This is a genomic window from Neisseriaceae bacterium CLB008, assembly GCA_041228285.1.
GTDB lineage: Bacteria > Pseudomonadota > Gammaproteobacteria > Burkholderiales > Neisseriaceae > JAGNPU01.
The window spans coordinates 2,442,294-2,464,430 of the sequence record CP166133.1; the positions used below are offsets into that span (position 1 = coordinate 2,442,294).

Annotated in this window: 23 protein-coding genes; 12 read left to right on the top strand and 11 right to left on the bottom strand. The window is 51.6% G+C overall.

Annotation, left to right across the window (positions count from 1 at the left end; all coding sequences use genetic code 11):
- Positions 1-62: 62 nt before the first annotated feature.
- The 4 genes from pyrH to AB8Q18_11260 all read right to left on the bottom strand — a co-directional run bounded on the left by pyrH (position 63) and on the right by AB8Q18_11260 (position 3,069).
- The gene (gene pyrH / locus AB8Q18_11245) at positions 63-785 is read right to left on the bottom strand and encodes a UMP kinase (GenBank protein XDZ50758.1); all 723 of its coding nucleotides are present in this window, start codon (positions 783-785) and stop codon (positions 63-65) included.
- A gap of 198 nt (positions 786-983) precedes the next feature.
- Positions 984-1,856, bottom strand: a complete 873-nt coding sequence (tsf, locus tag AB8Q18_11250) for a translation elongation factor Ts (protein ID XDZ50759.1) — start codon at positions 1,854-1,856, stop codon at positions 984-986.
- An 86-nt stretch (positions 1,857-1,942) separates the two neighbouring features.
- Positions 1,943-2,674, bottom strand: a complete 732-nt coding sequence (rpsB, locus tag AB8Q18_11255) for a 30S ribosomal protein S2 (GenBank protein XDZ50760.1) — start codon at positions 2,672-2,674, stop codon at positions 1,943-1,945.
- Between the two features lie 209 nt (positions 2,675-2,883).
- The gene (locus tag AB8Q18_11260; protein XDZ50761.1) at positions 2,884-3,069 is read right to left on the bottom strand and encodes a hypothetical protein; all 186 of its coding nucleotides are present in this window, start codon (positions 3,067-3,069) and stop codon (positions 2,884-2,886) included.
- A gap of 100 nt (positions 3,070-3,169) precedes the next feature.
- Between AB8Q18_11260 and AB8Q18_11265 the strand changes: the two genes are divergently transcribed.
- Complete coding sequence (locus AB8Q18_11265) at positions 3,170-3,763, top strand: 5-formyltetrahydrofolate cyclo-ligase (protein ID XDZ50762.1); 594 nt, start codon at positions 3,170-3,172, stop codon at positions 3,761-3,763.
- A 145-nt stretch (positions 3,764-3,908) separates the two neighbouring features.
- On the opposite strand, the gene accD is transcribed toward AB8Q18_11265, so the two are convergent.
- From accD to truA, 5 genes are read right to left on the bottom strand one after another with little or no spacing between them, the layout of a single operon-like run.
- Positions 3,909-4,784 carry an acetyl-CoA carboxylase, carboxyltransferase subunit beta gene (accD, locus tag AB8Q18_11270; GenBank protein XDZ50763.1) on the bottom strand — a complete coding sequence of 292 codons (876 nt, stop codon included), beginning with the start codon at positions 4,782-4,784 and terminating at the stop codon, positions 3,909-3,911.
- Between the two features lie 22 nt (positions 4,785-4,806).
- Positions 4,807-5,595, bottom strand: coding sequence for a tryptophan synthase subunit alpha (gene trpA / locus AB8Q18_11275; GenBank protein ID XDZ50764.1), 789 nt, complete (start codon positions 5,593-5,595; stop codon positions 4,807-4,809).
- Positions 5,596-5,605: 10 nt separating this feature from the next.
- Positions 5,606-6,805, bottom strand: a complete 1,200-nt coding sequence (gene trpB, locus AB8Q18_11280; GenBank protein XDZ50765.1) for a tryptophan synthase subunit beta — start codon at positions 6,803-6,805, stop codon at positions 5,606-5,608.
- A complete protein-coding gene (locus AB8Q18_11285; protein XDZ50766.1) occupies positions 6,792-7,409 on the bottom strand; it encodes a phosphoribosylanthranilate isomerase in 618 nt (205 codons plus the stop codon). Before AB8Q18_11285 ends, trpB begins: the two co-directional genes overlap by 14 nt.
- Positions 7,399-8,223 (bottom strand): tRNA pseudouridine(38-40) synthase TruA, encoded by an 825-nt coding sequence (truA, locus tag AB8Q18_11290; protein ID XDZ50767.1) that lies wholly within the window; start codon positions 8,221-8,223, stop codon positions 7,399-7,401. The genes AB8Q18_11285 and truA overlap by 11 nt, the downstream gene beginning before the upstream one ends.
- 131 nt (positions 8,224-8,354) lie before the next feature.
- Between truA and AB8Q18_11295 the strand changes: the two genes are divergently transcribed.
- The 9 genes from AB8Q18_11295 (at position 8,355) to pobA (ending at position 19,102) form a co-directional block, all read left to right on the top strand.
- Positions 8,355-8,894, top strand: coding sequence for a septation protein A (locus tag AB8Q18_11295; GenBank protein ID XDZ50768.1), 540 nt, complete (start codon positions 8,355-8,357; stop codon positions 8,892-8,894).
- 29 nt (positions 8,895-8,923) lie between these two features.
- Positions 8,924-9,199, top strand: a complete 276-nt coding sequence (locus tag AB8Q18_11300) for a BolA family protein (protein ID XDZ50769.1) — start codon at positions 8,924-8,926, stop codon at positions 9,197-9,199.
- A gap of 14 nt (positions 9,200-9,213) precedes the next feature.
- Entirely contained in the window at positions 9,214-10,080 is an 867-nt protein-coding gene (locus AB8Q18_11305; protein ID XDZ50770.1) for a peptidyl-prolyl cis-trans isomerase, read from the top strand.
- Between the two features lie 121 nt (positions 10,081-10,201).
- The gene (locus tag AB8Q18_11310; protein XDZ50771.1) at positions 10,202-10,948 is read left to right on the top strand and encodes a peptidyl-prolyl cis-trans isomerase; all 747 of its coding nucleotides are present in this window, start codon (positions 10,202-10,204) and stop codon (positions 10,946-10,948) included.
- A complete protein-coding gene (locus tag AB8Q18_11315; protein XDZ50772.1) occupies positions 10,945-11,712 on the top strand; it encodes a peptidylprolyl isomerase in 768 nt (255 codons plus the stop codon). Before AB8Q18_11310 ends, AB8Q18_11315 begins: the two co-directional genes overlap by 4 nt.
- A gap of 149 nt (positions 11,713-11,861) precedes the next feature.
- Positions 11,862-14,435: an ATP-dependent chaperone ClpB gene (gene clpB, locus AB8Q18_11320; protein XDZ50773.1), complete on the top strand. Its 2,574-nt coding sequence runs from the start codon at positions 11,862-11,864 to the stop codon at positions 14,433-14,435.
- Between the two features lie 185 nt (positions 14,436-14,620).
- Positions 14,621-16,246 carry an amidase gene (locus tag AB8Q18_11325; GenBank protein ID XDZ50774.1) on the top strand — a complete coding sequence of 542 codons (1,626 nt, stop codon included), beginning with the start codon at positions 14,621-14,623 and terminating at the stop codon, positions 16,244-16,246.
- A 118-nt stretch (positions 16,247-16,364) separates the two neighbouring features.
- Complete coding sequence (locus AB8Q18_11330; protein ID XDZ50775.1) at positions 16,365-17,762, top strand: DHA2 family efflux MFS transporter permease subunit; 1,398 nt, start codon at positions 16,365-16,367, stop codon at positions 17,760-17,762.
- Positions 17,763-17,932: 170 nt separating this feature from the next.
- Complete coding sequence (gene pobA / locus AB8Q18_11335; GenBank protein ID XDZ50776.1) at positions 17,933-19,102, top strand: 4-hydroxybenzoate 3-monooxygenase; 1,170 nt, start codon at positions 17,933-17,935, stop codon at positions 19,100-19,102.
- A gap of 4 nt (positions 19,103-19,106) precedes the next feature.
- Here the strand turns inward: pobA and AB8Q18_11340 are convergent, their stop codons facing one another.
- Entirely contained in the window at positions 19,107-20,114 is a 1,008-nt protein-coding gene (locus AB8Q18_11340) for an asparaginase domain-containing protein (GenBank protein ID XDZ50777.1), read from the bottom strand.
- A gap of 173 nt (positions 20,115-20,287) precedes the next feature.
- On the opposite strand from AB8Q18_11340, the gene AB8Q18_11345 reads away from it, so the two are divergent.
- Together AB8Q18_11345 and AB8Q18_11350 are read left to right on the top strand one after the other, a co-directional pair.
- Entirely contained in the window at positions 20,288-20,821 is a 534-nt protein-coding gene (locus AB8Q18_11345; GenBank protein XDZ50778.1) for a VUT family protein, read from the top strand.
- A 1-nt stretch (position 20,822) separates the two neighbouring features.
- Positions 20,823-21,233: a hypothetical protein gene (locus tag AB8Q18_11350; GenBank protein XDZ50779.1), complete on the top strand. Its 411-nt coding sequence runs from the start codon at positions 20,823-20,825 to the stop codon at positions 21,231-21,233.
- A 62-nt stretch (positions 21,234-21,295) separates the two neighbouring features.
- On the opposite strand, the gene nei is transcribed toward AB8Q18_11350, so the two are convergent.
- Positions 21,296-22,087, bottom strand: coding sequence for an endonuclease VIII (gene nei, locus AB8Q18_11355; protein XDZ50780.1), 792 nt, complete (start codon positions 22,085-22,087; stop codon positions 21,296-21,298).
- Between the last annotated feature and the right edge of the window lie 50 nt (positions 22,088-22,137).

Consider the following 22,137-nt stretch of genomic DNA (forward strand, 5'->3'; position numbering starts at 1 on the left):
TGGCTTGGGCCCGTCCAATCATCATCATGATTAAGTACGACGACGCGGCAACGGCAGTTGCCTTAGCAATGCACCAAAGTGCCTTCGTCTTCGCCCTTAACCACACGTTTTAATGCACCCTCTTTAAAGATGCCAAATACTTTAATATTTAATTTTTGTTCACGACACAAAGCAAAAGCGGTTGCGTCCATCACTTTTAAATTTTTGATGATGGCTTCATCAAACGTGATGGTTTGATAACGCGTTGCTGCTGGGTCTTTTTTCGGATCTGCGGTGTACACACCGTCCACATTAGTGGCTTTAAGCATGATGTCACAGTTCATTTCGGCGCCGCGCAAAGAAGCCGCCGTATCGGTGGTAAAGAAGGGGTTGCCGGTACCGCCGGCAAAAATCACCACTTTACCTTCGCTTAAATACTGAATGGCTTTTTCACGAGCATAAGGTTCGACCACTTGTTGCATGTTTAGTGCCGACTGTACGCGCGCATGCACGCCAATTGATTCTAACGCGTCTTTTAGGGCCAAGGAATTCATCACTGTAGCCATCATGCCCATATAGTCTGCCGTCGCTCTATCCATGCCGTCAGCTGCTGGCGCCACGCCGCGGAAAATATTGCCGCCGCCGATGACGATGCCGACCTGTACGCCCATTTCAACCACTTCTTTCACCTGAGCCACAATTTGCATGATGGTGTTGCGGTTTATCCCGAACGCGTCACCACCCATCAGGGCCTCGCCTGATAATTTTAATAGAATTCGTTTATATGTTTTTGTTGTGCCAGACATGACTTGAACCTTTGATTGAGTGATAAAAAAACCCGTAAAGCGTAATAACGTCCGAATGCAGCCAAAGCGGTCTCATCTTAAAGCAATCCCACCGACAATACAAACGGAAGTTTCTGTGTGTAATCTACTCTTTTTTCTTAAAAAAAAGCACCCTAACTCAAAATATAGAGCTTAGAGTGCCTTTAGGGGTGACTAAAGTTAAACTTTAGCAGCAGCAGCTACTTCAGCAGCATAGTCAACCACAGCTTTTTCAATGCCTTCACCTACGTGGAACGCGGTGAAACCTTGAACGCTGGCAGATTTCTCAGCCAATAATTGAGCGATGGTTTGGTCAGGGTTCTTAACGAACGGTTGACCTACCAAAGTGATTTCAGCCAAGAATTTGTTCACGCGGCCTTCAACCATTTTTTCGATGATGTTGGCTGGTTTACCAGACTGAGCAGCTTGCTCAGTGTAGATGTGGCGTTCTTTTTCAATAGTGGCTGGATCTACTTGGTCTTGAGACACGCATACTGGACGAGCAGCAGCAATGTGCATCGCTACGTCGCGGCCTAGCGTTTCATCACCACCGGTAAACTCAACCATCACGCCAATTTTCGCACCGTGCATGTAAGCCACCAAGTTGTTGGCAGTTTCATAACGTTGGAAACGACGTACAGAAATGTTTTCGCCCAATTTAGCAATCATGGCTTTACGCATTTCTTCTAGGGTTTCACCAGAAGCAGTTTTCACGTCACCCAAGGCTTCAACAGAAGCAGGGTTAGCAGCAGCAACAGCTTTCGCAGCAGCGTCAGCGTAAGCTAGGAAGCTTGCATCTTTAGCAACAAAGTCAGTTTCGCAGTTCACTTCAACCAAAGCACCAACGCCATTGTCGATTACGTGCGCAATAATGCCTTCGGCAGCCGTACGGCCAGCCAATTTACCAGCTTTAGCACCTGATTTAATGCGTAAAATTTCTTCGGCTTTTTCCATATTGCCTTCAGCTTCAACCAAAGCTTTTTTACATTCCATCATACCAAGACCAGTTGCGCCACGTAGTTCGGCAACCATTTTTGCGGTAATTTCAGCCATTGTTTAATCCTTATTGTCTGTTCACGATGTCTTGCCTACCGACATCTTAAAAAAGGGGCCAAAGCCCCTTTGATACATGCTTTGACTTACTCAGCAGCAGCTTCAGCAGCCACTTGAGCCACTTCTTGTAAAGATTGTGCTTTACCTTCCAAGATAGCGTCAGCGATGCCACGAGCGTAAAGACGAATTGCTTTAGCAGAGTCATCGTTACCAGGAATCACGTATTTCACGCCTTCTGGGCTGTTGTTGGTGTCCACTACAGCAATCACTGGAATGCCTAGTTTTTGTGCTTCAACGATGGTGCCTTTTTGGTAGCCAGTGTCGATCACAAAAATAGCGTCAGGCAAGCCTTTCATGTCTTTAATGCCGCCCAATGAACGTTCTAGTTTTTCAACTTCACGTTCCATGTCCAAGATTTCTTTTTTACCAAAACCGCTGTCTGCAGCGTTAGCCAAGATCGCGCTTTTTTCTTCCAAGCGTTTGATTGACTGTTTAACGGTTTTGTAGTTGGTCAACATGCCACCCAACCAGCGGTAATCAACATAAGGAGCACCTGCACGAGTGGCTTCTTCTTTGATGATTTCGCGAGCTTGGCGTTTGGTACCCACAAACATCACGTTGCCTTTATTCGCAGCCAAACGACGAACAACGTCTTGAGCTTCGATGAACATCGGCAAAGTTTTTTCTAAGTTGATGATGTGAATTTTATTACGTGCGCCAAAAATGTATTCTGCCATTTTTGGGTTCCAGAAACGGGTTTGGTGACCGAAGTGAACGCCCGCTTCCAACATTTGGCGCATAGTAACTTGAGTTGACATATGTTTATCCTTAAAGGGTTAAAGCCTAGCATCTTAACGCACAGAACCCTGACCAAATGATCAGAGCACCCTTTGGCGAAGATGACAGCGATTATGTATAAATTAATGTTTTCTCTACATTTAATCACACAACAGTGTTTTAAAAGAGAAAAAGCCCGCAAATTTTACGGGATTTAGGTAAAAAAAACAAGTAGGCACTCGTATAAAGCCTAGCTTTTTCCTTCGGACTGTTGTTTTGCCTTTTGATTACGCCGTCTTTGGCGCAACACCCAACCCATACCCAACGTGGGGATCACCGCCAAGAACACCAGATAAATCACCATTCTGGCGATCGACTCTTGCACCACGCTGAACATCAACACCACGTATAAATAGGCCACCCAAATAATATACATCAACACTCCCTAGGTTTATTTTACCGCCACAGGCCAGCAAAGCCGCCCATTTCATCTCGCTCATGCTAATCTAGTCTTCTGTTTAATGAAAGCTTCGTTTATGTCTTCAACCCTTCAAAATCTCACGCCCATCCAACAGAAACAGGCACTGCGCCAAAATCTACGCTTAGCGCGTAAAAACCTCAGCCCCGAAGCGCGCCAACGCGCCGAAGCAGCGGTACGTCGTCAGCTCCTCCCCCTTTTAAAAAAGGGCCGCCGCATCGGTGTGTATCTGGCCGTCGGCAGCGAGCTAGATTTAAGCAGCTTCATCCAAAGCGCCCAAGCACGTGGCTGCGAACTCTACGCCCCCTATATTGAAGCCCACAGTCGCCGCCTTTGGTTTACGCCTCTGAACCCCCAGGCCAAAGCACAACGCTTACGCCCCTACGGCATCGCCCAATACGAGGGCGACAAAGTCCGCCTCAGCGCCTTAGACGTGGTGCTGCTGCCGCTGGTCGGCATTGACGCCTTAGGCTATCGCCTAGGCCAAGGCGGAGGCTATTACGACACTTCATTAGCCGCCTGCCCCGCGGCCAGACGCCCCAAGCTCATCGGCGTTGGCTTTGACGTACAGCGCTGCGAACAGGTACCAAGAGAACCTTGGGACGAACGCCTCGATGCCTACCTCAGCGAATCTGGCTGGCTACACTTCTAAGCCAAGCCAATACGCGTCATCAGCCCGAAAGCAGCATCATTCACCCCTCTTCATTCCATGATGAAGACCGCTCAATGAACGGATGGCAAGCGGCCAGAATAAAAAAAGCAGAGCCGAGGCTCTGCTTTTGCATGCATGTGGTTACTTATTTCTCGGCTTCAGCAGGCGTAGGCTGACGGCTCAATAAGGCAATCATCGACGCCAGCTTTTGCTTCATCTGACGACGATCCACGATGCTGTCGATGGCGCCTTTTTCCAACAGGAATTCAGCGCGCTGAAAACCTTCTGGCAAGGTTTCACGTACGGTCTGCTCAATCACACGTGGACCAGCAAAACCGATCAAAGCGTTAGGCTCAGCCAACACCACGTCGCCCAAGAAGGCAAAACTGGCCGACACCCCACCCATGGTAGGGTCGGTTAGAATCGAGATAAACGGCAATTTCTTATGGGTCAGTAGCTGTAAAGACGCACTGGTTTTGGTCATTTGCATCAAAGAGCTTAAGCCCTCTTGCATGCGCGCGCCGCCAGAAGCAGACACGCAGATAAAAGGCGCGTTCATTTCAACCGCAGCGCGCACGCCGCGAACAAACTTCTCACCCACGACAGAGCCCATAGAGCCACCGATGAATTTAAATTCAAAGGCCGCCACCACGGCAGGCTTGCCATAAATTGTGCCCTTCATCACCACCATTGCATCTTCTTCAGACGTCAGCTTACGCGCCGAACTTAAGCGATCTGGATATTTTTTAGCATCTTTAAACTTCAAAATATCCACAGGCTTCACGTTTTGACCAATTTCTTCTTGGCCAGCTTCGTCTAAAATTAAGGCAATGCGCGCACGCGCGCTTAAAGCATGATGGTGATCACACTTAGGGCACACCTGCAGGTTTTTCTCCAAATCAGTGGCGTATAAAACAGCGTCACACGATGGACATTTCACCCACAAACCTTCTGGCACACCCTTATTGCTACTGCCACCCATCTTAATTTTTGGCGGTAAAATCTTGTCTAACCAACTCAAAATAAACTCCTAAAAGGCCGTTTTAGCCCGTAATTGCGGTTTTAAATGTCTTCACCAGCGCCCCCACAGCCTCAGGCTCGTTGTTTGGGTTCGCTTCAATTTCTTCAATAAACCGACTGCCCACAATGATCGCATCGGCTACAGTGGCCAATTGCTGGGCGCTTTGGCGATCTTTAATGCCAAATCCAACCCCTATGGGCAAGTTTATGTCTTGACGTAAACACTCTATTTTACGCTGAACTTCGGCAATATCCAAGCTTGCCGATCCTGTCACGCCTTTTAGGGACACATAATACACAAAACCGCTGGCTTTTTGGGCAATGACGGCCAAGCGCGACTGCGGCGTGGTCGGTGCCACCAAGAAAATACAGTCTAGTCCAGCTGCAGCCAAAGCTGCATGCAGCGTATCAATCACTTCTGCAGGGCAATCGACGGTCAAGACACCATCCACACCAGCCGCAGCCGCCGCAGTGGCAAATTCAGTAAAACCTAAGGCCATAATCGGGTTTAAATACCCCATCAACACTACGGGCGTCTCCGCGTTGGTTTGGCGAAACTTTGCCACCAGCGCCATCACGTCCGTCAAGCTGACGTGATGTTGCAAAGCCCGTTCAGTGGCTCGCTGAATGGTCGGGCCATCGGCCATTGGGTCAGAAAAAGGCACCCCCAATTCAATGATGTCGGCGCCGTTATCGGCCATGCTGTGCATCATCGCCAAAGTCACGTCTAAATGTGGATCCCCTGCCGTAATGAACGGAATCATGGCTTTTTCACCCGCCAAGCGGGCAAACGTTGTTTTAATACGACTCATCAATATTCCCCTACAGTTCTAAACCAGAAGCAGTCGCTACGGTGTCAATGTCTTTGTCACCGCGCCCAGATAAATTCACCAAAATCACTTGATCTGGCGTCATTTTCGGTGCTTCTTTAATGGCCCAAGCCAAAGCATGGCTGCTTTCTAATGCAGGGATGATGCCTTCGGTGCGGCACAAGGTGTGAAAAGCGGCTAAGGCTTCATCGTCATTAATGCCGTGGTATTCGGCGCGACCTAAATCATGCAAATGACTGTGCTCTGGCCCAACGCCTGGATAGTCCAAGCCAGCGGAAATCGAATGAGTGCCTAACACTTGGCCGTGCTCATCCTGCATTAAATAGCTCTTAAAGCCATGCAGTACGCCCGGCGTGCCGGCGTTAATCGGTGCAGAATGCGAGGCGGTATCAATACCTAGCCCACCTGCTTCTACCCCCACCATACGTACATTCGGCACGTCGATATAAGGATGAAATAGGCCAATTGCGTTGGATCCACCGCCCACACAGGCCACAATTACGTCGGGCTGACGGTTCAGCATGGCCTGCATTTGCGCTTTAGCCTCAGTACCGATCACGGTTTGGAAATCCCGCACCAACATGGGGTATGGGTGAGGGCCTGCTGCTGTGCCCAGAATATAGAACGTGTCGTCCACATTGGTCACCCAGTCGCGCATGGCTTCGTTAAGCGCATCTTTCAGGGTTTTGGTGCCGCTTTCCACTGCGATGACTTTAGCGCCCAATAGCTTCATACGGTAGACGTTAGGAGCCTGACGCTTAACGTCTTCGGCACCCATGTACACCACGCATTCCATATTAAAACGTGCGGCAACGGTGGCGGTGGCCACGCCGTGCTGGCCCGCACCAGTCTCGGCAATCACCCGCTTTTTACCCATACGCTTAGCCAAAATGGCCTGACCGATGGTGTTGTTCACTTTGTGCGCACCCGTGTGGTTTAAGTCTTCGCGCTTTAAATAAATCTGCGCCCCGCCGAGCTGCTCGCTTAGGCGTTTGGCGTGATAAATCGGGCTAGGACGGCCAACATAATGGGCTAAATCTTGTTCGTACTCGGCCCAAAAGGCAGGGTCTTCTTTTGCTTTTAGGTATTCTTCTTTTAAAGCCTCTAAGGCCGGCATCAAGGTTTCGGCCACGTAAACGCCGCCATACTCACCAAACCATCCCGACGCATCGGGGAAATTATAATCCTGCACGTTTCGCTCCTCTGATAAATTTCGCCATTTTCTCTGGGCACTTCACGCCCTTTTCTCGCTCGACGCCGCTGGACACATCAACAGCCCTCGCCTGGGTCGCCAAAACAGCGCCCTCAATATTATGAACATTTAGGCCGCCCGACAAGACCCAAGGCACATTTAGTTTTTTTGGCAATAATGTCCAATCAAACGCTTGACCCGTTCCACCGAAGCTACCGTCAACGTGGGCATCAAATAATAGCGCCCGCGTATCCGGATAAGCTGCCATCGCCGCCTCTATCGTTGCCAGCCCATCAACCCGAATCGCTTTAATGTAGGCGCGTTGAAACTGCTGGCAGTAGGCCGGCGTTTCATCGCCGTGAAACTGCAACACGTCCAAGGGCACCGTCGCCAAAACGTCTTCAACAAACGCCTTATCGGCATTCACAAATAGCCCTACCGCCGTCACAAACGGGGGCAGCTGCGCCACAATCGCCTGCGCCTGAGCGGCGCTGACGTGGCGTGGGCTACCTGCATAGAACACAAAACCCAAGGCATCGGCGCCTAAATCACAGGCCAACAAAGCATCTTCTAAATTGGTGATGCCACAAATCTTAACCCGCATGGTTGCTTCCCCATAACCACGGCGCCCCGTTTGCACTCCAGGCCACGCCAAATTCGTCGGGATAGCGCACCTTGGTTAAATACAGCCCATCGGCCATAAAGGTAGGCGGCGCCTGCAAACGACTTTTTTGTTCAAAGATCAGCTTAAAATCCGCCACGCTCAGCCGTCCAGCACCGACGTACACCAAAGCACCGACGATATTACGCACCATATGGTGTAAAAACGCACTGGCGCTCACGTCAAAACAAATAAGGCCTTGATGCTGATAAACCTGTAAGTGATTCAGCTGTTTCACCGGTGATTTAGCCTGACACTCAGACGCGCGAAAGCTGGAAAAATCGTGTTCACCCAATAGAATGCTGGCGGCTTCTTGCATTTTTGCCACGTCTAGGGCGTAGTGGGTCCAGCCCACCAAACCCGCCAACACGGCGGGACGCGCCGGAGCGCTCAATAAAACGTAGCGATAGCTGCGCTCATAGGCATCAAATCGAGCATGAAAGGCATCGGCCACCACCTGAGCCTGCTGTACGCTGACGCCGCTGGGCAAATGGGCGTTCACGCCCCGTATCCATGCCGTCAACGGGCGCTCAACCGGTGCATCAAAGTGTACCACCTGCATTAAGGCATGCACACCTGTATCGGTACGCCCCGCCGCGATCACGCCCACGCTTTGGCCACAGACTTGGCCTAAGGCATACTCAAGCGCGGCTTGAACCGTTGGAATGCCTTCTTTTTGTCGCTGCCAGCCGTTAAACAAACGCCCGTTGTACTCCACCCCCAGTGCCACTCTTGCCAACGCCCTACTCCTTAACATGCCTCTGCTCCTTGCGGCTGATGCTGGCGAAACCCTCCGCCCTCAGCCCCACTGACCAGATTAAACTTGAACTTTTTACCCAAAGAAGGTACAAACTAATCTTATTGTACTTTATGAAGCCCGTCCGACCCATGAAAATATTTGCCGACTTTCTGGCCCTCATCCTTTTTTTCTTGACCTATTGGTATACCAAAGACGTTCGCCTAGCCACCGCAGTGGCCGTGGTCATTGGCGTCATCCAGGCGGGATACAGCTGGTTTAAGCATAAAAAATTGGAAACCATGCAGTGGATCAGCCTCGGTTTGATTGTGGTATTTGGCGGCGCCACCATTATTTTGAACAACCCGGTTTTTATTATGTGGAAGCCCAGCCTGCTGTTTTGGGCCATGGGCCTGTCGATTTTGATCAGCCATATGGTGGGTAAAAACGGCATTAAGCTCCTACTGGGCAAAGAGCTGTCTTTGCCCGACTTCGTGTGGAAAAACCTAGCCTATATTTGGACGGTATTCTTTTTGGTGATGGGCCTGATCAACATTGCCGTGGCCTATCAATTTAGCTTTGACCAATGGGTGACTTATAAAACATTTGGCTCTATGGGTTTAATGTTTGCGTTTTTTGTTGCACAATCTTTCTATCTGGCCAAATATTTACCAAAAACGTCTGAAAAATAACCATTTGATTGAATAATTTAAAAGAAACCATGCATAATACAGCGGTATTAATTGAACAAATCTTGAAAAAAGCACTCTCACCATTATATTTAGAAATCGTTGATGAGAGCCATTTACATATAGGCCACGCTGGCAACCACGGCGGCGGACATTATGCGGTGATTGTGGTCAGCGATGCCTTTAAAACAGCCAATCGTATCCAGAGACAGCGCATTGTCAATGAACCTTTGAGCGACCTTTTTAAAACCAACCAAATTCATGCATTGAGCATCAAAGCGCTCACTTCTGATGAATACTTTAGCTAAACCAAAGGACCATTATGAAAAAAACATTAATCAGCCTGACCCTAGCCGGTGCCTTATTTTCAGGCTCAGTATTGGCCGCCCCATTCGTGACCGTAAACGGTCAAGCCATCGATCAAAAAGTATTGGATGAGCAGGTTAAAGCCGTTAGCGCCCAAACCCAAGGTAACGTTAAAGATTCACCTGAACTACGTGAAAACTTAAAAATGCAGATCGTGGCCAACACGCTCATCATTCAAGAAGCCAAAAAATTAGGCTTAGATAAAACCCCAGAATACAAGCAAGTCTACGACAGCGTGATCGCTGACGCGAAAAAACAAGGCCTAGACAAAAAGCCTGAATACAAGCAAGACATCGAAAACATCAAAGAAGAGCTTTTGGTTCGCTCTTATATGGCCGACGTGTTGAAAAAGAACCCAGTGACCGATGCTGAAGTTAAAACCGTGTACGACACCATCGTGAAAAACCTAAGCGGCACTCAAGAAGTGAAGCTAAGCCAAATCATCACTGCGTCTGATGCCGATGCGAAAAAAGCCTTAACCCAATTAAACCAAGGCAAAAAATTTGCTGACGTGGCCAAAACCGCTTCAATTGACCCTGCGGCCAAAACCACTGGTGGCTTGATTGACACCTACACCAACTTAAAAGAGTTCCAACAATTCGCGCCTGAAATCTACACCGCGGTGAACCCTTTAAGCAAAAATGCCTACACCAAAAACCCTGTTAAATTAGGCGACAACTATGTGTTGTTCCAATTAAACGACAAACGCAAAACCGCCATTCCTAAGCTAGAGGAAGTAAAAGGCCCATTGACTGGTAATTTGCAAAAAGAAAAAATTGATGCTTCGGTACAAACCCTGTTTGAAAAAGCCAACATTAAATAAGCCTGACCATAACTGCCCTAACCGGGCTTGGCATTAATTAATCCAACAGCACATTCCTTTCAGCGTTTTTAACGACCAGAAAGCATGTGCTGTTTTGTGTGTCACCATTGAAGGACGACCCATGTTCCAAAAATTAATCGGCATCAGCGCCTTAGGCCTGATGATGGCGCAAGCGTACGCCGCCCCTACCGTTTCTGAAGCGCGCGTTGATGCGGCACTGGCCCAGTATTTGGCCATGGCCAAATTAAGCCAGGCTGATGAGCCTATTCCTCCAGCCCAAATCGCCGAATTCAAAAAACAGCTGCGCAACAATCTAAGCACGTCCGACGTACTGAAAGCGGAAGCCCTCAAGCAAGGTTTAGACCAAAAGCCTGCGGTTAAAATGCGTTACGAAAACGGCCTTGCCAACTTCTACGCCAATGCCTGGGTACGCGATGCAGCGGAGAAGATTACCATCAGCGAAGCCGAGCTGCGCCAAGCCTATCAACAGCAGTTTATCGAACGCAAGGTAGGCATTTTATCCTACCCTAGCGAAGCCGAAGCCAAGCAAGCCCTAACTTTATTGCGTAAGGGCCAATCGTTTGAAGCCTTAGCCAAAGCACAAAAACAGCCAGAGCCGAACGGCATGTGGCTGTCACAAAGCCACATGGCGCAGCTGCCCGAAACCATGAGCAACGTGATCAACAACCTACGCGCAGGCCAAGTCACCCATCAACCGCTGGCCGTTGAAGGCGAGTTTGTGCTGTTCAAAATCCATCGCGAACGCAGCATTGAAGGCAGCAAGCCGTATAAATTCATGAAGCCTGAACTGACTACCCAGCTACGCCAAGAAAAATTATTGAACGCCGTTGAAAAGGTTGCCCAATGAAGAAAACACTCATCACCCTCGCCCTCGGCGTCGCCCTTGCTGGCTCGGCCGTGACCTGGGCAACGCAAAGCAACACCACTGCCGCCCCGAACATCAGCGATGAGCGCGTGAGTCTGGCCTTAGACGAACAGCTACAGTCTTACGCCGCCCGTGGCCAAATGGTGCCCGAAGAAATGTTGCCCGAATTATTCCAACAGGTACGTGCCGACCTTTTGCAAAAAGAACTGATGATGCAGGCCGCCTTTAAGCAAGGCCTGAATGAAGACCCTCAGGTAAAGCTGGCGCTGGAAAATTTTGAATCAGAGTTTTACGCAGTTGAATTGCTGAACCAGTTTAAGCGCGACGCCACCGTGTCTATCGAAGAACTACAGGCCGCCCACAAAAACCTCAGCCGCGAAGTCATTTTCCAGCAGGTGCTGTTCCCTAGTGAAGCTTTGGCCAAACAGGCAGTGGCCGATCTTAAGGCAGGCAAAACCTTCGAAACCTTGCTGCAAGAGCAAAAGCAAACCAAACAGAGCGCCGACTGGCTTAAAGTCAGCAGCCTACCGGCCGTGATGAGCCAGATTACTGGCACCTTACAAAAAGGCCAAATTACTGAGGCGCCTATTAACCTTAGCAATCAATTCTTAGTGGTCAAGCTGGTCGACGAACGTCAAGACATGAGCTTGCCGCCATTTGAAGCGATTCAAGGCGCCATCGAGAACCGCATCAAAGAAGAAAAGGCTCAAGTACAGGTACAAGCGCTCTTGAACGCCGCCAAATAAAGCCTAATCGGCTAACAAACCGCCCAGCGATGACTGCGGCGGTTTTTTTATGCCTGTGGCGCTAAAATAATGGCCAACAAGGCTTGATTTATACGCCTATAACCCCATATAAATAAACATGAAAACAACCTCTTTAGGAGAGAACCCCTATGCGTCCTGAAAAATTTACCGCAAAATTTCAGCAAGCTTTACAAGATGCTCAAAGCATGGCGCTGGCCCAAGACCATGGTTTCCTAGAAGCCAGCCACGTTTTGGCCGCCATGTTAGACGATGACGGCAGCAGCACCGCTGCCCTATTGGCCCAAGCGGGGGTCAGTGTCAATAAAATCCGCACCAGCTTAAACCACAGCCTCAACGCCCTACCCAAAGTCAGCGGCCAAGGCGGTGAACTCACGCCCTCGCGTGAATTGATTAATGTCTTAAACTTGACCGATAAGGCCGCTACCAAACGCGGTGACGACTATATTGCCAGCGAATTATTTGTCTTGGCCTTGGTGCAAGAAAATGGCGCCACCGGTAAGCTTTTAAAAGACGCCGGTGCCACCGAAGCCAAACTCAATCAGGCCATTGACGCGATTCGCGGCGGCCAAAGCGTAGACAGCGCCAACGCCGAAGATCAGCGTGAGGCTTTGAAAAAATACACCACTGACTTAACCGAGCGGGCACGCCAAGGCAAAATTGACCCAGTGATTGGGCGTGACGATGAAATTCGTCGAGCCATCCAAATTTTGCAACGCCGCACCAAAAACAACCCTGTGCTCATCGGCGAGCCTGGGGTGGGTAAAACCGCTATTGTGGAAGGCTTGGCCCAACGCATCGTGGACGGTGAAGTGCCCGAAAGTTTACGCCACAAACGCCTATTGGTTTTAGATTTGGCCGCGCTCATTGCCGGGGCCAAATACCGCGGCGAATTTGAAGAACGCCTCAAAGCGGTACTGAACGACTTAGCCAAAGACGACGGCAACACCCTCATCTTCATTGATGAGATCCACATGCTGGTCGGCGCGGGCAAAACCGACGGCGCCATGGATGCCGGTAATATGCTCAAACCTGCGTTAGCGCGCGGTGAGCTACATTGCTTGGGCGCCACGACTTTGGACGAATACCGTCAGTACATTGAAAAAGATGCGGCCTTAGAGCGTCGATTCCAAAAAGTCATGGTAAAAGAACCCACCGTTGAGGACACCATCGCTATTTTGCGTGGTTTGAAAGAGCGTTATGAGATCCACCACGGGGTAGACATTACCGACCCGGCCATTGTAGCCGCAGCCGAGCTGTCTAGCCGCTACATTACTGATCGCTTCTTGCCCGACAAGGCCATCGACCTAGTGGACGAAGCCGCTAGCTTGATTAAGATGGAAATCGAATCTAAGCCAGAAAGCATGGACAAGCTAGACCGACGCATCATACAGCTCAAAATTGAGCGTGAAGCCGTGCGCAAAGAGTCTGACGACGCCAGTAAAAAGCGCTTGGCGCTGATCGAGGAAGAAATCGACAGCCTCAGCAAGGAGTACGCCGACCTAGATGAAATCTGGAAGGCCGAAAAAGCCACGGCTCAAGGCAGCAAGGGCATTAAAGAAGCCATTGATCAGCTTAAAGTGAAAATGGCGGCTTTACAACGCGACGGTAAGTGGGAAGAAATGGCCAAGCTGCAATACAGCGAGCTGCCCGAATTAGAGGCACAGCTCAAAGCCGCTGAAAACAAGGCCCAAGATGAAGTACCGAACCAGCTGTTGCGTACCCAAGTAGGCTCGGAAGAGATCGCCGAAGTGGTCAGCCGCATGACTGGCATTCCGGTGTCGAGAATGATGGAAGGTGAACGGGCTAAATTACTGCGCATGGAAGAAGTATTACACCAGCGTGTAGTGGGCCAGGCAGAAGCCGTCCATGCCGTATCAGACGCCATTCGCCGTTCACGCTCAGGCTTGGGCGACCCTAACCGTCCTTACGGCAGCTTCTTGTTCCTTGGCCCTACCGGCGTGGGTAAAACTGAGCTGTGTAAAACCTTGGCCAACTTTATGTTTGACGGCGAAGACCATTTGATTCGGATCGACATGTCGGAATACATGGAGAAACATTCGATTGCTCGCTTGATCGGTGCGCCTCCTGGCTATGTCGGCTATGAAGAAGGGGGCTATTTAACCGAGCAAGTGCGTCGTAAGCCCTACAGCGTGATTTTGCTGGATGAGGTGGAAAAAGCCCACCCCGACGTGTTTAATATTTTGCTGCAAGTCTTGGATGATGGCCGCCTGACCGATGGACAAGGGCGCACCGTGGACTTCAAGAACACGGTGATTGTGATGACGTCCAATATTGGCAGTCAGCAAATCCAAAGCATGGACAATAGCGACTACGGCGCCATGAAGGCCGCCGTGATGGAAGAGGTGAAGGCCCATTTCAGGCCAGAACTGATCAACCGTATCGATGAGGTCGTGGTGTTCCACGGTTTGGATCAAGCCAATATTCGCGCCATTGCCTCCATCCAGCTGCAAAAACTGGAGCAACGTTTGGCCCATATGGATCTGCATTTACAGATCGATGCCGACGCTTTAGATGAATTAGCCAAAGCAGGCTTCGACCCGGTTTATGGCGCACGGCCACTGAAACGTGCCATCCAAAGCGAAATTGAAAACCCATTGGCCAAAGCCTTATTGGCTGGCCAATATGGTCCGAACGCAACCATCAGCATCACGGTAAAAGACGGCCAGATTGCGTTTGCTTAAGTTATTTTGACCGCTCAACGGGCACCGTTCATTCGGGGCCCGTTTTTTTATGCCTGTCATCACCCAGCTCTTTCTTGCATGGCGCTCACCCTCAGGGCCGATTTATTCAATTGTCCCCACCCACATCATGACACACTATGTAAAATACATAATAAAACACCTTCGTCCACGCCAAGGAGCCACTCATGTCTGTTACTGATCACACCGGTACCTCAACGCAGCCAACCGAACCAACTCGTCGTCGTGCTTTAAAAACCATGATGGGGGGCGTGGCCGCTGCGGGCCTGTTTCACCACAAAGTCATGGCTGCATCCGCCCCGACCGCCGGCGCCCCAGCCTATCCTAACCTAAGCTTAAACGGCAGTACCCAACTCATTGAGTTACCCGCTTGGCAACTCTCCGCCCTCATCCACAGCAAGCAGGTCTCATGTGTAGAGGTCATGCAGGCCTACTTAACCCAAATTGAACGCGTTAACCCCAGCGTTAATGCCATTGTCGCTCTGCAATCGCGCCGATCCTGCCTACAGCAAGCCCGAGAAAAAGACCAAGCCCTGAGCCGAGGCCAAGACCAAGGCTGGCTGCATGGGTTTCCACAGGCGGTTAAAGACCTAGAAGCCACCCAGGGCATCCCGACCACATTAGGCTCGCCTCTTTATCGGGATTGGATACCCAAGCATGACAGCCTGATGGTACAGTCTGGTGCCATCATCATTGGCAAAACCAACACGCCAGAGTTTGGCTTTGGCTCACACACCTACAATCCCATTTACGGCGCCACGGGCAATCCCTACGACCCTAGCAAATCAGCTGGTGGCAGCAGTGGCGGTGCCGCCTGCGCCTTAGCCATGCGTATGCAGGCTGTAGCCGATGGCAGTGACTTCATGGGCTCCTTACGTAATCCCGCTGGCTGGTGTAACGTCTACGGCTTCAGGCCCTCTTGGGGACGTGTGCCCTTAACGGGCGAAGAATTGTTTATCAACGAATTTGGCACTCAAGGCCCCATGGCACGCTCAGTGCCTGATTTGGCTTTATTACTCAGCACTCAATCAGGTTATACAGCTGCGGTGCCGGCTTCCCTACCAGATGAGCCTCGTCTCAAAGGCCTAACGCCCGCTAATGTTCACAGCCACCTACACGTTAATCAAGCCGGCAAACGCATGGCTTGGCTGGCCGACTGGGATGGCCATCTGCCCATGAGCGCAGACGTTTTGCCTGTGTGCCAACAAGCCTTAACGGCCTTAAGCACCCTAGGCTTAAGCATTGAGCCCATCAACGCCCCCATGGATGGCGAAACCCTGTGGCGCGACTGTTGGCTCCCCCACCGCCATTTTGCCGCCAGCGGCCTAAAGGCGGCTTACGAAGACCCCAAAAAAAGAGGTTTACTCAAACCAGAAGCCCAGTTTGAATACGCCGGATCGCTGCGTTATAGTGGCGCCGATCTATACGCCGCCAGCGTCTTACGTAGCCAATGGTATGGCACGGTCCAAAAGCTGTTCGAACAGTTCGATTATTTAGTGGTGCCCACGGCCCAATGTTATCCCTTCGATAAAACCGAACACTGGCCCCGCAGCATCGCTGGTCAAGCGATGGATACCTATCACCGCTGGATGGAAGTGGTCACACCGTGGACGCTGTGCGGCAGCCCTGTTGTGGCCATGCCGGCAGGCTTCAATCAGCAAGGTCTCCCCATGGGCATTCAAGTCATTGCTAAGCCAAGGCACGACTTTGAACTCTTGCAGCTGGCCTATGCCTACGAACAGGCTCATCCTCTGGTGAGCCAAAACCCACCGCCGTTGGCATTATCTGCTTAAACCATGAGCCTTGTGCGCCGCTCCCCTTATAACGACATAGATGTTATGAGGGAGCGGCGCTTGTTTTGCTCGATTAAGCAAGGTAAGCTCAAGCCTCATATCCTATGACGTTTAAGCCATGTCCCCAACCACCGACCATCGTAGTCCCGTCTTACCCTTGCTGTTGAGCATGGTGATTTTCATGCAAATGCTGGACACCACCATTTTAAACACAGCCCTGCCCGCCATTGCCCGCGACCTGAATGAGTCGCCGTTGAACATGCAGGCCACCATCATCAGCTATGCGCTCACGCTAGCGCTGTGCATCCCCATCAGCGGCTATTTAGCCGACCGCATGGGCACCAAAAAAATATTCTTGTGGGCCATTGGCCTATTCAGCCTAGGATCGTTGCTGTGTGCCTTAGCGCCCAGCCTCAATTTATTGGTCGCCGCGCGCATCATTCAGGGCATAGGCGGCGCCATGCTGACGCCGGTGGCGCGGCTGGCGCTGATTCGAACCTATCCTAAATCTGAACTATTGGGGGTGTTAAACTACGCCATTATGCCAGCGCTATTGGGGCCCATTTTAGGCCCCCTCATGGGCGGTTATCTGGTGGAGCTGGCTAGCTGGCACTGGATTTTCTTAATGAATCTACCCATAGGCCTACTCAGCCTCATCCTCGGCAGCCGCTACATGCCCGATTTTAAACAGCCCAACGCCACCTTCGACAGCCGTGGCTTCCTCTGGTTTGCCAGCGCCGCCGTCGCCCTGACCTTAGGTCTAGAACGCCTCACCCAAGGTCCTGGTAACCTGTACGCATGGGCCATCATTGTGGCCAGCATCGGCCTCTTATGGGGCTATCGCCGCCACGCCCAAAAACGCCCGCTGGCCCTCTTCCCCCTCCACCTCTTTCAGGTGCGTACCTATCGCATTGGCCTCTATGGCAATCTGGCCGCCCGCTTAGGCATCAGCGCACTGCCCTTCCTCTTGCCGCTCTTTTTACAGGTTGCCTCAGGCTACACCCCCTCCCAATCTGGCTGGCTACTGGTGCCCATGGCGGTGGCAGGCATTTTGATGAAGCCGTGGATTAAAAAACTCATGTATGCCTATGGCTATCGCCACATCCTCATTTTCAACACTTGCTTACTCAGCGCCCTCATCATCATCCTCGGCTTCAGCGCCACTATGCTGTCGGTGTGGGGCTTTATCCTGCTGCTGTTCGTTTTAGGCATGGGCAACTCGGTACAGTTTAGCGCCATGAACACCCTCACCCTAGCCAAGCTACGCAGCCATCAAACCAGCAGCGGCAACAGCCTGATGGCAGCGAATCAACAGCTGGCCATCAGCATCGGCATTGCCCTGAGCGCCATGATGCTCAGCCTGTTCCAACAGCTGCCTTGGTTGGCTGATGCTTCCGTAGCACGCGCCTTTCAGGCCACGTTTGTCGCCATTGGCCTAATCACCCTGGCCACCACCTTGATTTTCATCCGACTGCACCCCAAAGACGGTGATGGCTTGGCCAATCGCCGCCGCTAAGGCCCTCAGCCAACCACCGCCTGCGGTGGTTTTTTTATGGCGCTTACCTCATAAGCAGATTTAATAACTGATAGAACAGTTCTGATCTAGGTCATTCCGAACGCATCGCACATACTCAAAATAAACCCTTAACATAAACCCTAAAGGGCACCAGAGAAAAGGAATCATAGATGAGAACGCAGGTAGCCATTATTGGTGCAGGGCCCGCCGGCCTATTGCTGGGCCAGCTCTTAACCAAAGCGGGCATTGACAATGTGATTTTAGAAAGACAAAGCGGTGAATACGTCTTAGGGCGCATCCGTGCCGGCGTATTAGAAAGCGTCACGGTTGATGGTTTAGAGCGCGCTGGCGTGGCCACGCGCTTACACCAAGAAGGCATAGTGCATGAGGGTATTGAGCTGGTTTATCGCGGCCAGCAGCACCGCATCAATTTTAAAGAACTCATTGATCGTTCCGTCATCGTTTATGGCCAAACTGAAGTCACCCGCGACCTCATGGCCGCGCGCCAAGCCAGCGGTGCCCCCATTTATTACGAGGCCGATCACGTAGCGCTGCATGATTTTGACGGGGCTTCACCCTATGTGACGTTTAGTCACCAAGGAGAAGCACAGCGCCTAGACTGTGATTTTATTGCCGGTTGTGATGGCTTTCATGGCGTGTGTCGGCAAAGCATGCCGGCCAAGATCCAAAAAATATTTGAGCGCGTCTATCCATTTGGCTGGCTCGGCCTTTTGGCCGACACCAAGCCTGTGGCAGAAGAATTGATTTACACCCACCATGAGCGTGGCTTCGCCCTATGCAGCCAACGCTCGGCTCAGCGCAGCCGTTATTATCTACAGGTGCCCTTAACCGAAAAAGTCAGCGACTGGTCGGATGAACGTTTTTGGGACGAGCTTAGCCAACGGCTATACCCTGAAGCCGCTGCTCGTTTAGAAACGGGGCCCAGCATTGAAAAAAGCATTGCGCCCTTACGTAGCTTTGTCGCCGAACCGTTACGCCACGGCCGCCTGTTTCTGGCCGGTGATGCGGCCCACATCGTGCCGCCTACCGGAGCCAAAGGCTTAAACCTGGCCGCCAGCGACGTTTTGTATTTAGCCGATGCCTTCAGCAGCTATTATTTAGAACGCAGCGAACACGGCATTGATGGCTATTCAGCACGCTGCCTCAAACGCATTTGGGGCGGTGAGCGCTTTTCTTGGTGGATGACCACGCTGCTGCATCGCTTTGACGACGACGATGCCTTCACCGAAAAAATGCAGACCGCCGAATTTCAGCAACTGATTCAGTCGGAACACGCCGCCCGCGTTTTGGCCGAAAACTACGTGGGTCTGCCCTATTAAAACCCTAGGCCCACTCACCGATTAAATCCGCACCAAACCAATCGGCCAACTCAGGCCCAGCCAAACCGAGGCTGATGCCCACGGTCAGCTTAGCCCAGGCAGCCTCTAGCGTCAGCGCCCCGCCCGCTTGTGCACCAGCGGCGCTTAAGGCCGAACCTTGGGCGTAAATCGGCGCCACGAGGCCGCGGTTCACCTGGCTGACATTGACCAGCACCCCACCGCCATCGGTATAGGCCTGAATGGCGGCAATAAACTCAGCCGTACTGGGGCCATTGCCGTTGCCATAGCTCAACAAAACGGCAGCCTGAGGTTTTACCTGCTCTAGACTTGCCCCGATGTAGACGCTGTTTACGCCAGGGGTCAGCACATAGGTCGCCACACTGGCCGCTGTCTGTAGACTCAAGCCCAAATTCAGCGGCCCAAAGCCCGAGGCCCGCGCAGCCGACTCATGCAGCCGCCAGCGCCCATTTTGATACCTGCCTAAGGCTGGCTGACTTGGACTGGTGAAGGCATGAACATCCACGGCATCGGTTTTTTTCACTGCCGCACCCGACAGCAATAAGCCATCAAACACTAATGCCACGCCATTCAACTCAGGCAAGACCATCGCCGCCAAGGCTTGCCACAGGTTACCCGGCGCATCGCTCGCCTCGGCCAATAAAGGCTTTTGTGAGCCGGTTAACACCACAGACTTGTCCGCGCCGGCCAAAGCAAACGCCAACATCGACGCCGTATAGGCCATGGTGTCGGTGCCGTGAATCACCAAGAAGCCCGCATAGTCGTGCCAATGCTGCTGAATTTTGGCCAGCAACGCCGCCATGTCGGCCAGCGTGATGGCGGAAGAATCAATCAGAGGATCAAACGCATAAAAATCAATGGGCAGGCCTTCGCCATATTCGGCTAAAGCCTGACGTACCGTCTCTAAGTTAGGCACTAGGCCCGCGGCACTGGCGACCATGCCGATGGTGCCGCCACAATACAATACAAGATAACGCTCAGAGGAATGTTGCATCGTCCATCCTTTAAAATACGCAATGTGCGAGCCGATGGTAGAGAAAAGAAAGCGTTGTGTCTATGCCTTGGGCTTGTTAAAATGTGCGCTCTGGCTTAGGACACCGTCCTTGTGCTGGTTCTTTTTCATCATCTAGGCACTGGATTCATCTGGTGGCTTAAGCTGAGGACCTTATGCTTTATCTATGGCTAATCGCCTATGTGGCCGCCGTTCTGTTGGCCAACGTCTTTTTAGACACTTTTATTCCCCTGCCGTGGTTTGGCTTATTGAGCCTAGGCACCGTCTTTTTTGCCGCCGTGTTTACCTTACGCGATCGCCTCCATCAATATGGCCTACGCCCAGTTTTGATCGCCATCGCGCTGGCACTGCTGGTCAACACGGCTTACAGCCATTATTTTGCTACGCCCACTCGATTTCTGATTGCCTCGTTTGCCGCCATCCTCATTGGCGAGATCGCCGCCACGATGGCATTTCAAAAGCTCAAAAACCGTACTTGGGCCATTAAAGCCTTGTGCAGCAACGCCGTAGGCGTGCCTTTAGACAGTACCGCCTTTACGCTTTTGGCCTTTGCCGGCGTGCTTGCCCCCAACATCATGGTGCAGATCGTGTTTGCCGACGTGGTCGCCAAATTCAGCATTGCCGCTCTATTGGTCTGGCAACCCCGCCGCCGAGCCGCTTCTTTATTACATAAATTCAAGAAAGCCTAATATGACCCCCACCGACCATACCTTTCTACCCAATGGGCCGAACGACTATTATTCGCCCCACCACGGCCAGCCCTTAAAAACCATTGCCAACCCGAACATTCACATGCTGAGTGAACAAACCCATATCGTGACTCTGCCCGAACTCTGCCCCGCCAGCCACAACCCCAGCCCTGGCTCCACCATGAGCATCCGCTATCAGGCCAACGACCGATTTTTAGAACTGTTTGCCCTAGAAGCCTATTTTAAAGGCTATATCGGCCACCCCATCGTACGCGACATCGAATACCTCACTCAAGAAGTGGCCAAAGACTGTGCCCAAGCGCTAGGCTTGAGCGTTACCGTCACCGCCCACATTCATCTGGCTGGGCTGGCACAGCAGCAAATCCTCACCACCACCGCGCCCAAGCCCTAATCTGTGATGCAGGCAAACAAAAAGGCAGAGCCAAGCTCTGCCTTTAATTGCGATCGATATATTTAAGTCTGACACACTAAGCAAGCATAAAACGGCCGACCATTGAGCGTCGTTTTACTGATCATGGCGCCACACCGTTCGCACGGCTCGCCGCCACGATGAAACACCTTAAAACGAAACAGCGCCCCATGATGGCGGCTTTCATCCACCGTCCCCCTGGTTGCATAGGATAAACGCGGCACTGATAACAGTGCCTCGGCCAATGCTTGCAACCCTTCAGGCGCTAAATCTTGCGGCCGATGCGTGGGCGCTAACTCGGCCGCCCACAAAATCTCAGCGCGTAAATAATTGCCCAAACCGGCTAAAAAGCCTTGATTCAACAATAAGCCACCCAGCTGACGTCGACAGAATTGAGGACTCAATAATCGTTCGATTACCGTGGCCACGTTAAGACCCATGTCTAACACATCAGGACCGAGCCGCTGTAAAAAGGGGTGCTGGCGGATTTCTTCACTTGGCCCAACGGTAATGTCCGAAGCGCTGTAGAGCAAGATGGCCTGCTGCACCGTTTCCAAAACCACCCGTAAATCTCGCTTGGTGTCAGGGCGCACGCCAGCAGCCACAACCTGCCACACGCCGTACAGCTGATTGTGGCTATACATGCTTAAATGATTGCTAAAGTGGATGAGTAAGGCCTTGCCTCTGGGCTCAATGGCCACGATGCGCTCACCCGTTAGCGCTGCTTCATAGTGCTTTAGCTGATCAAAGGCAAACCATACCGTCACCAACGGCTGCTGCAACACTGCCGCCGCCAAGGCATCGGCAGCACGACGAATCTCTGGCCCTTCCGGCATGACAAGGTCTCCTGATGCCCACGCTCATTAAACCGCTATATTAACATGAT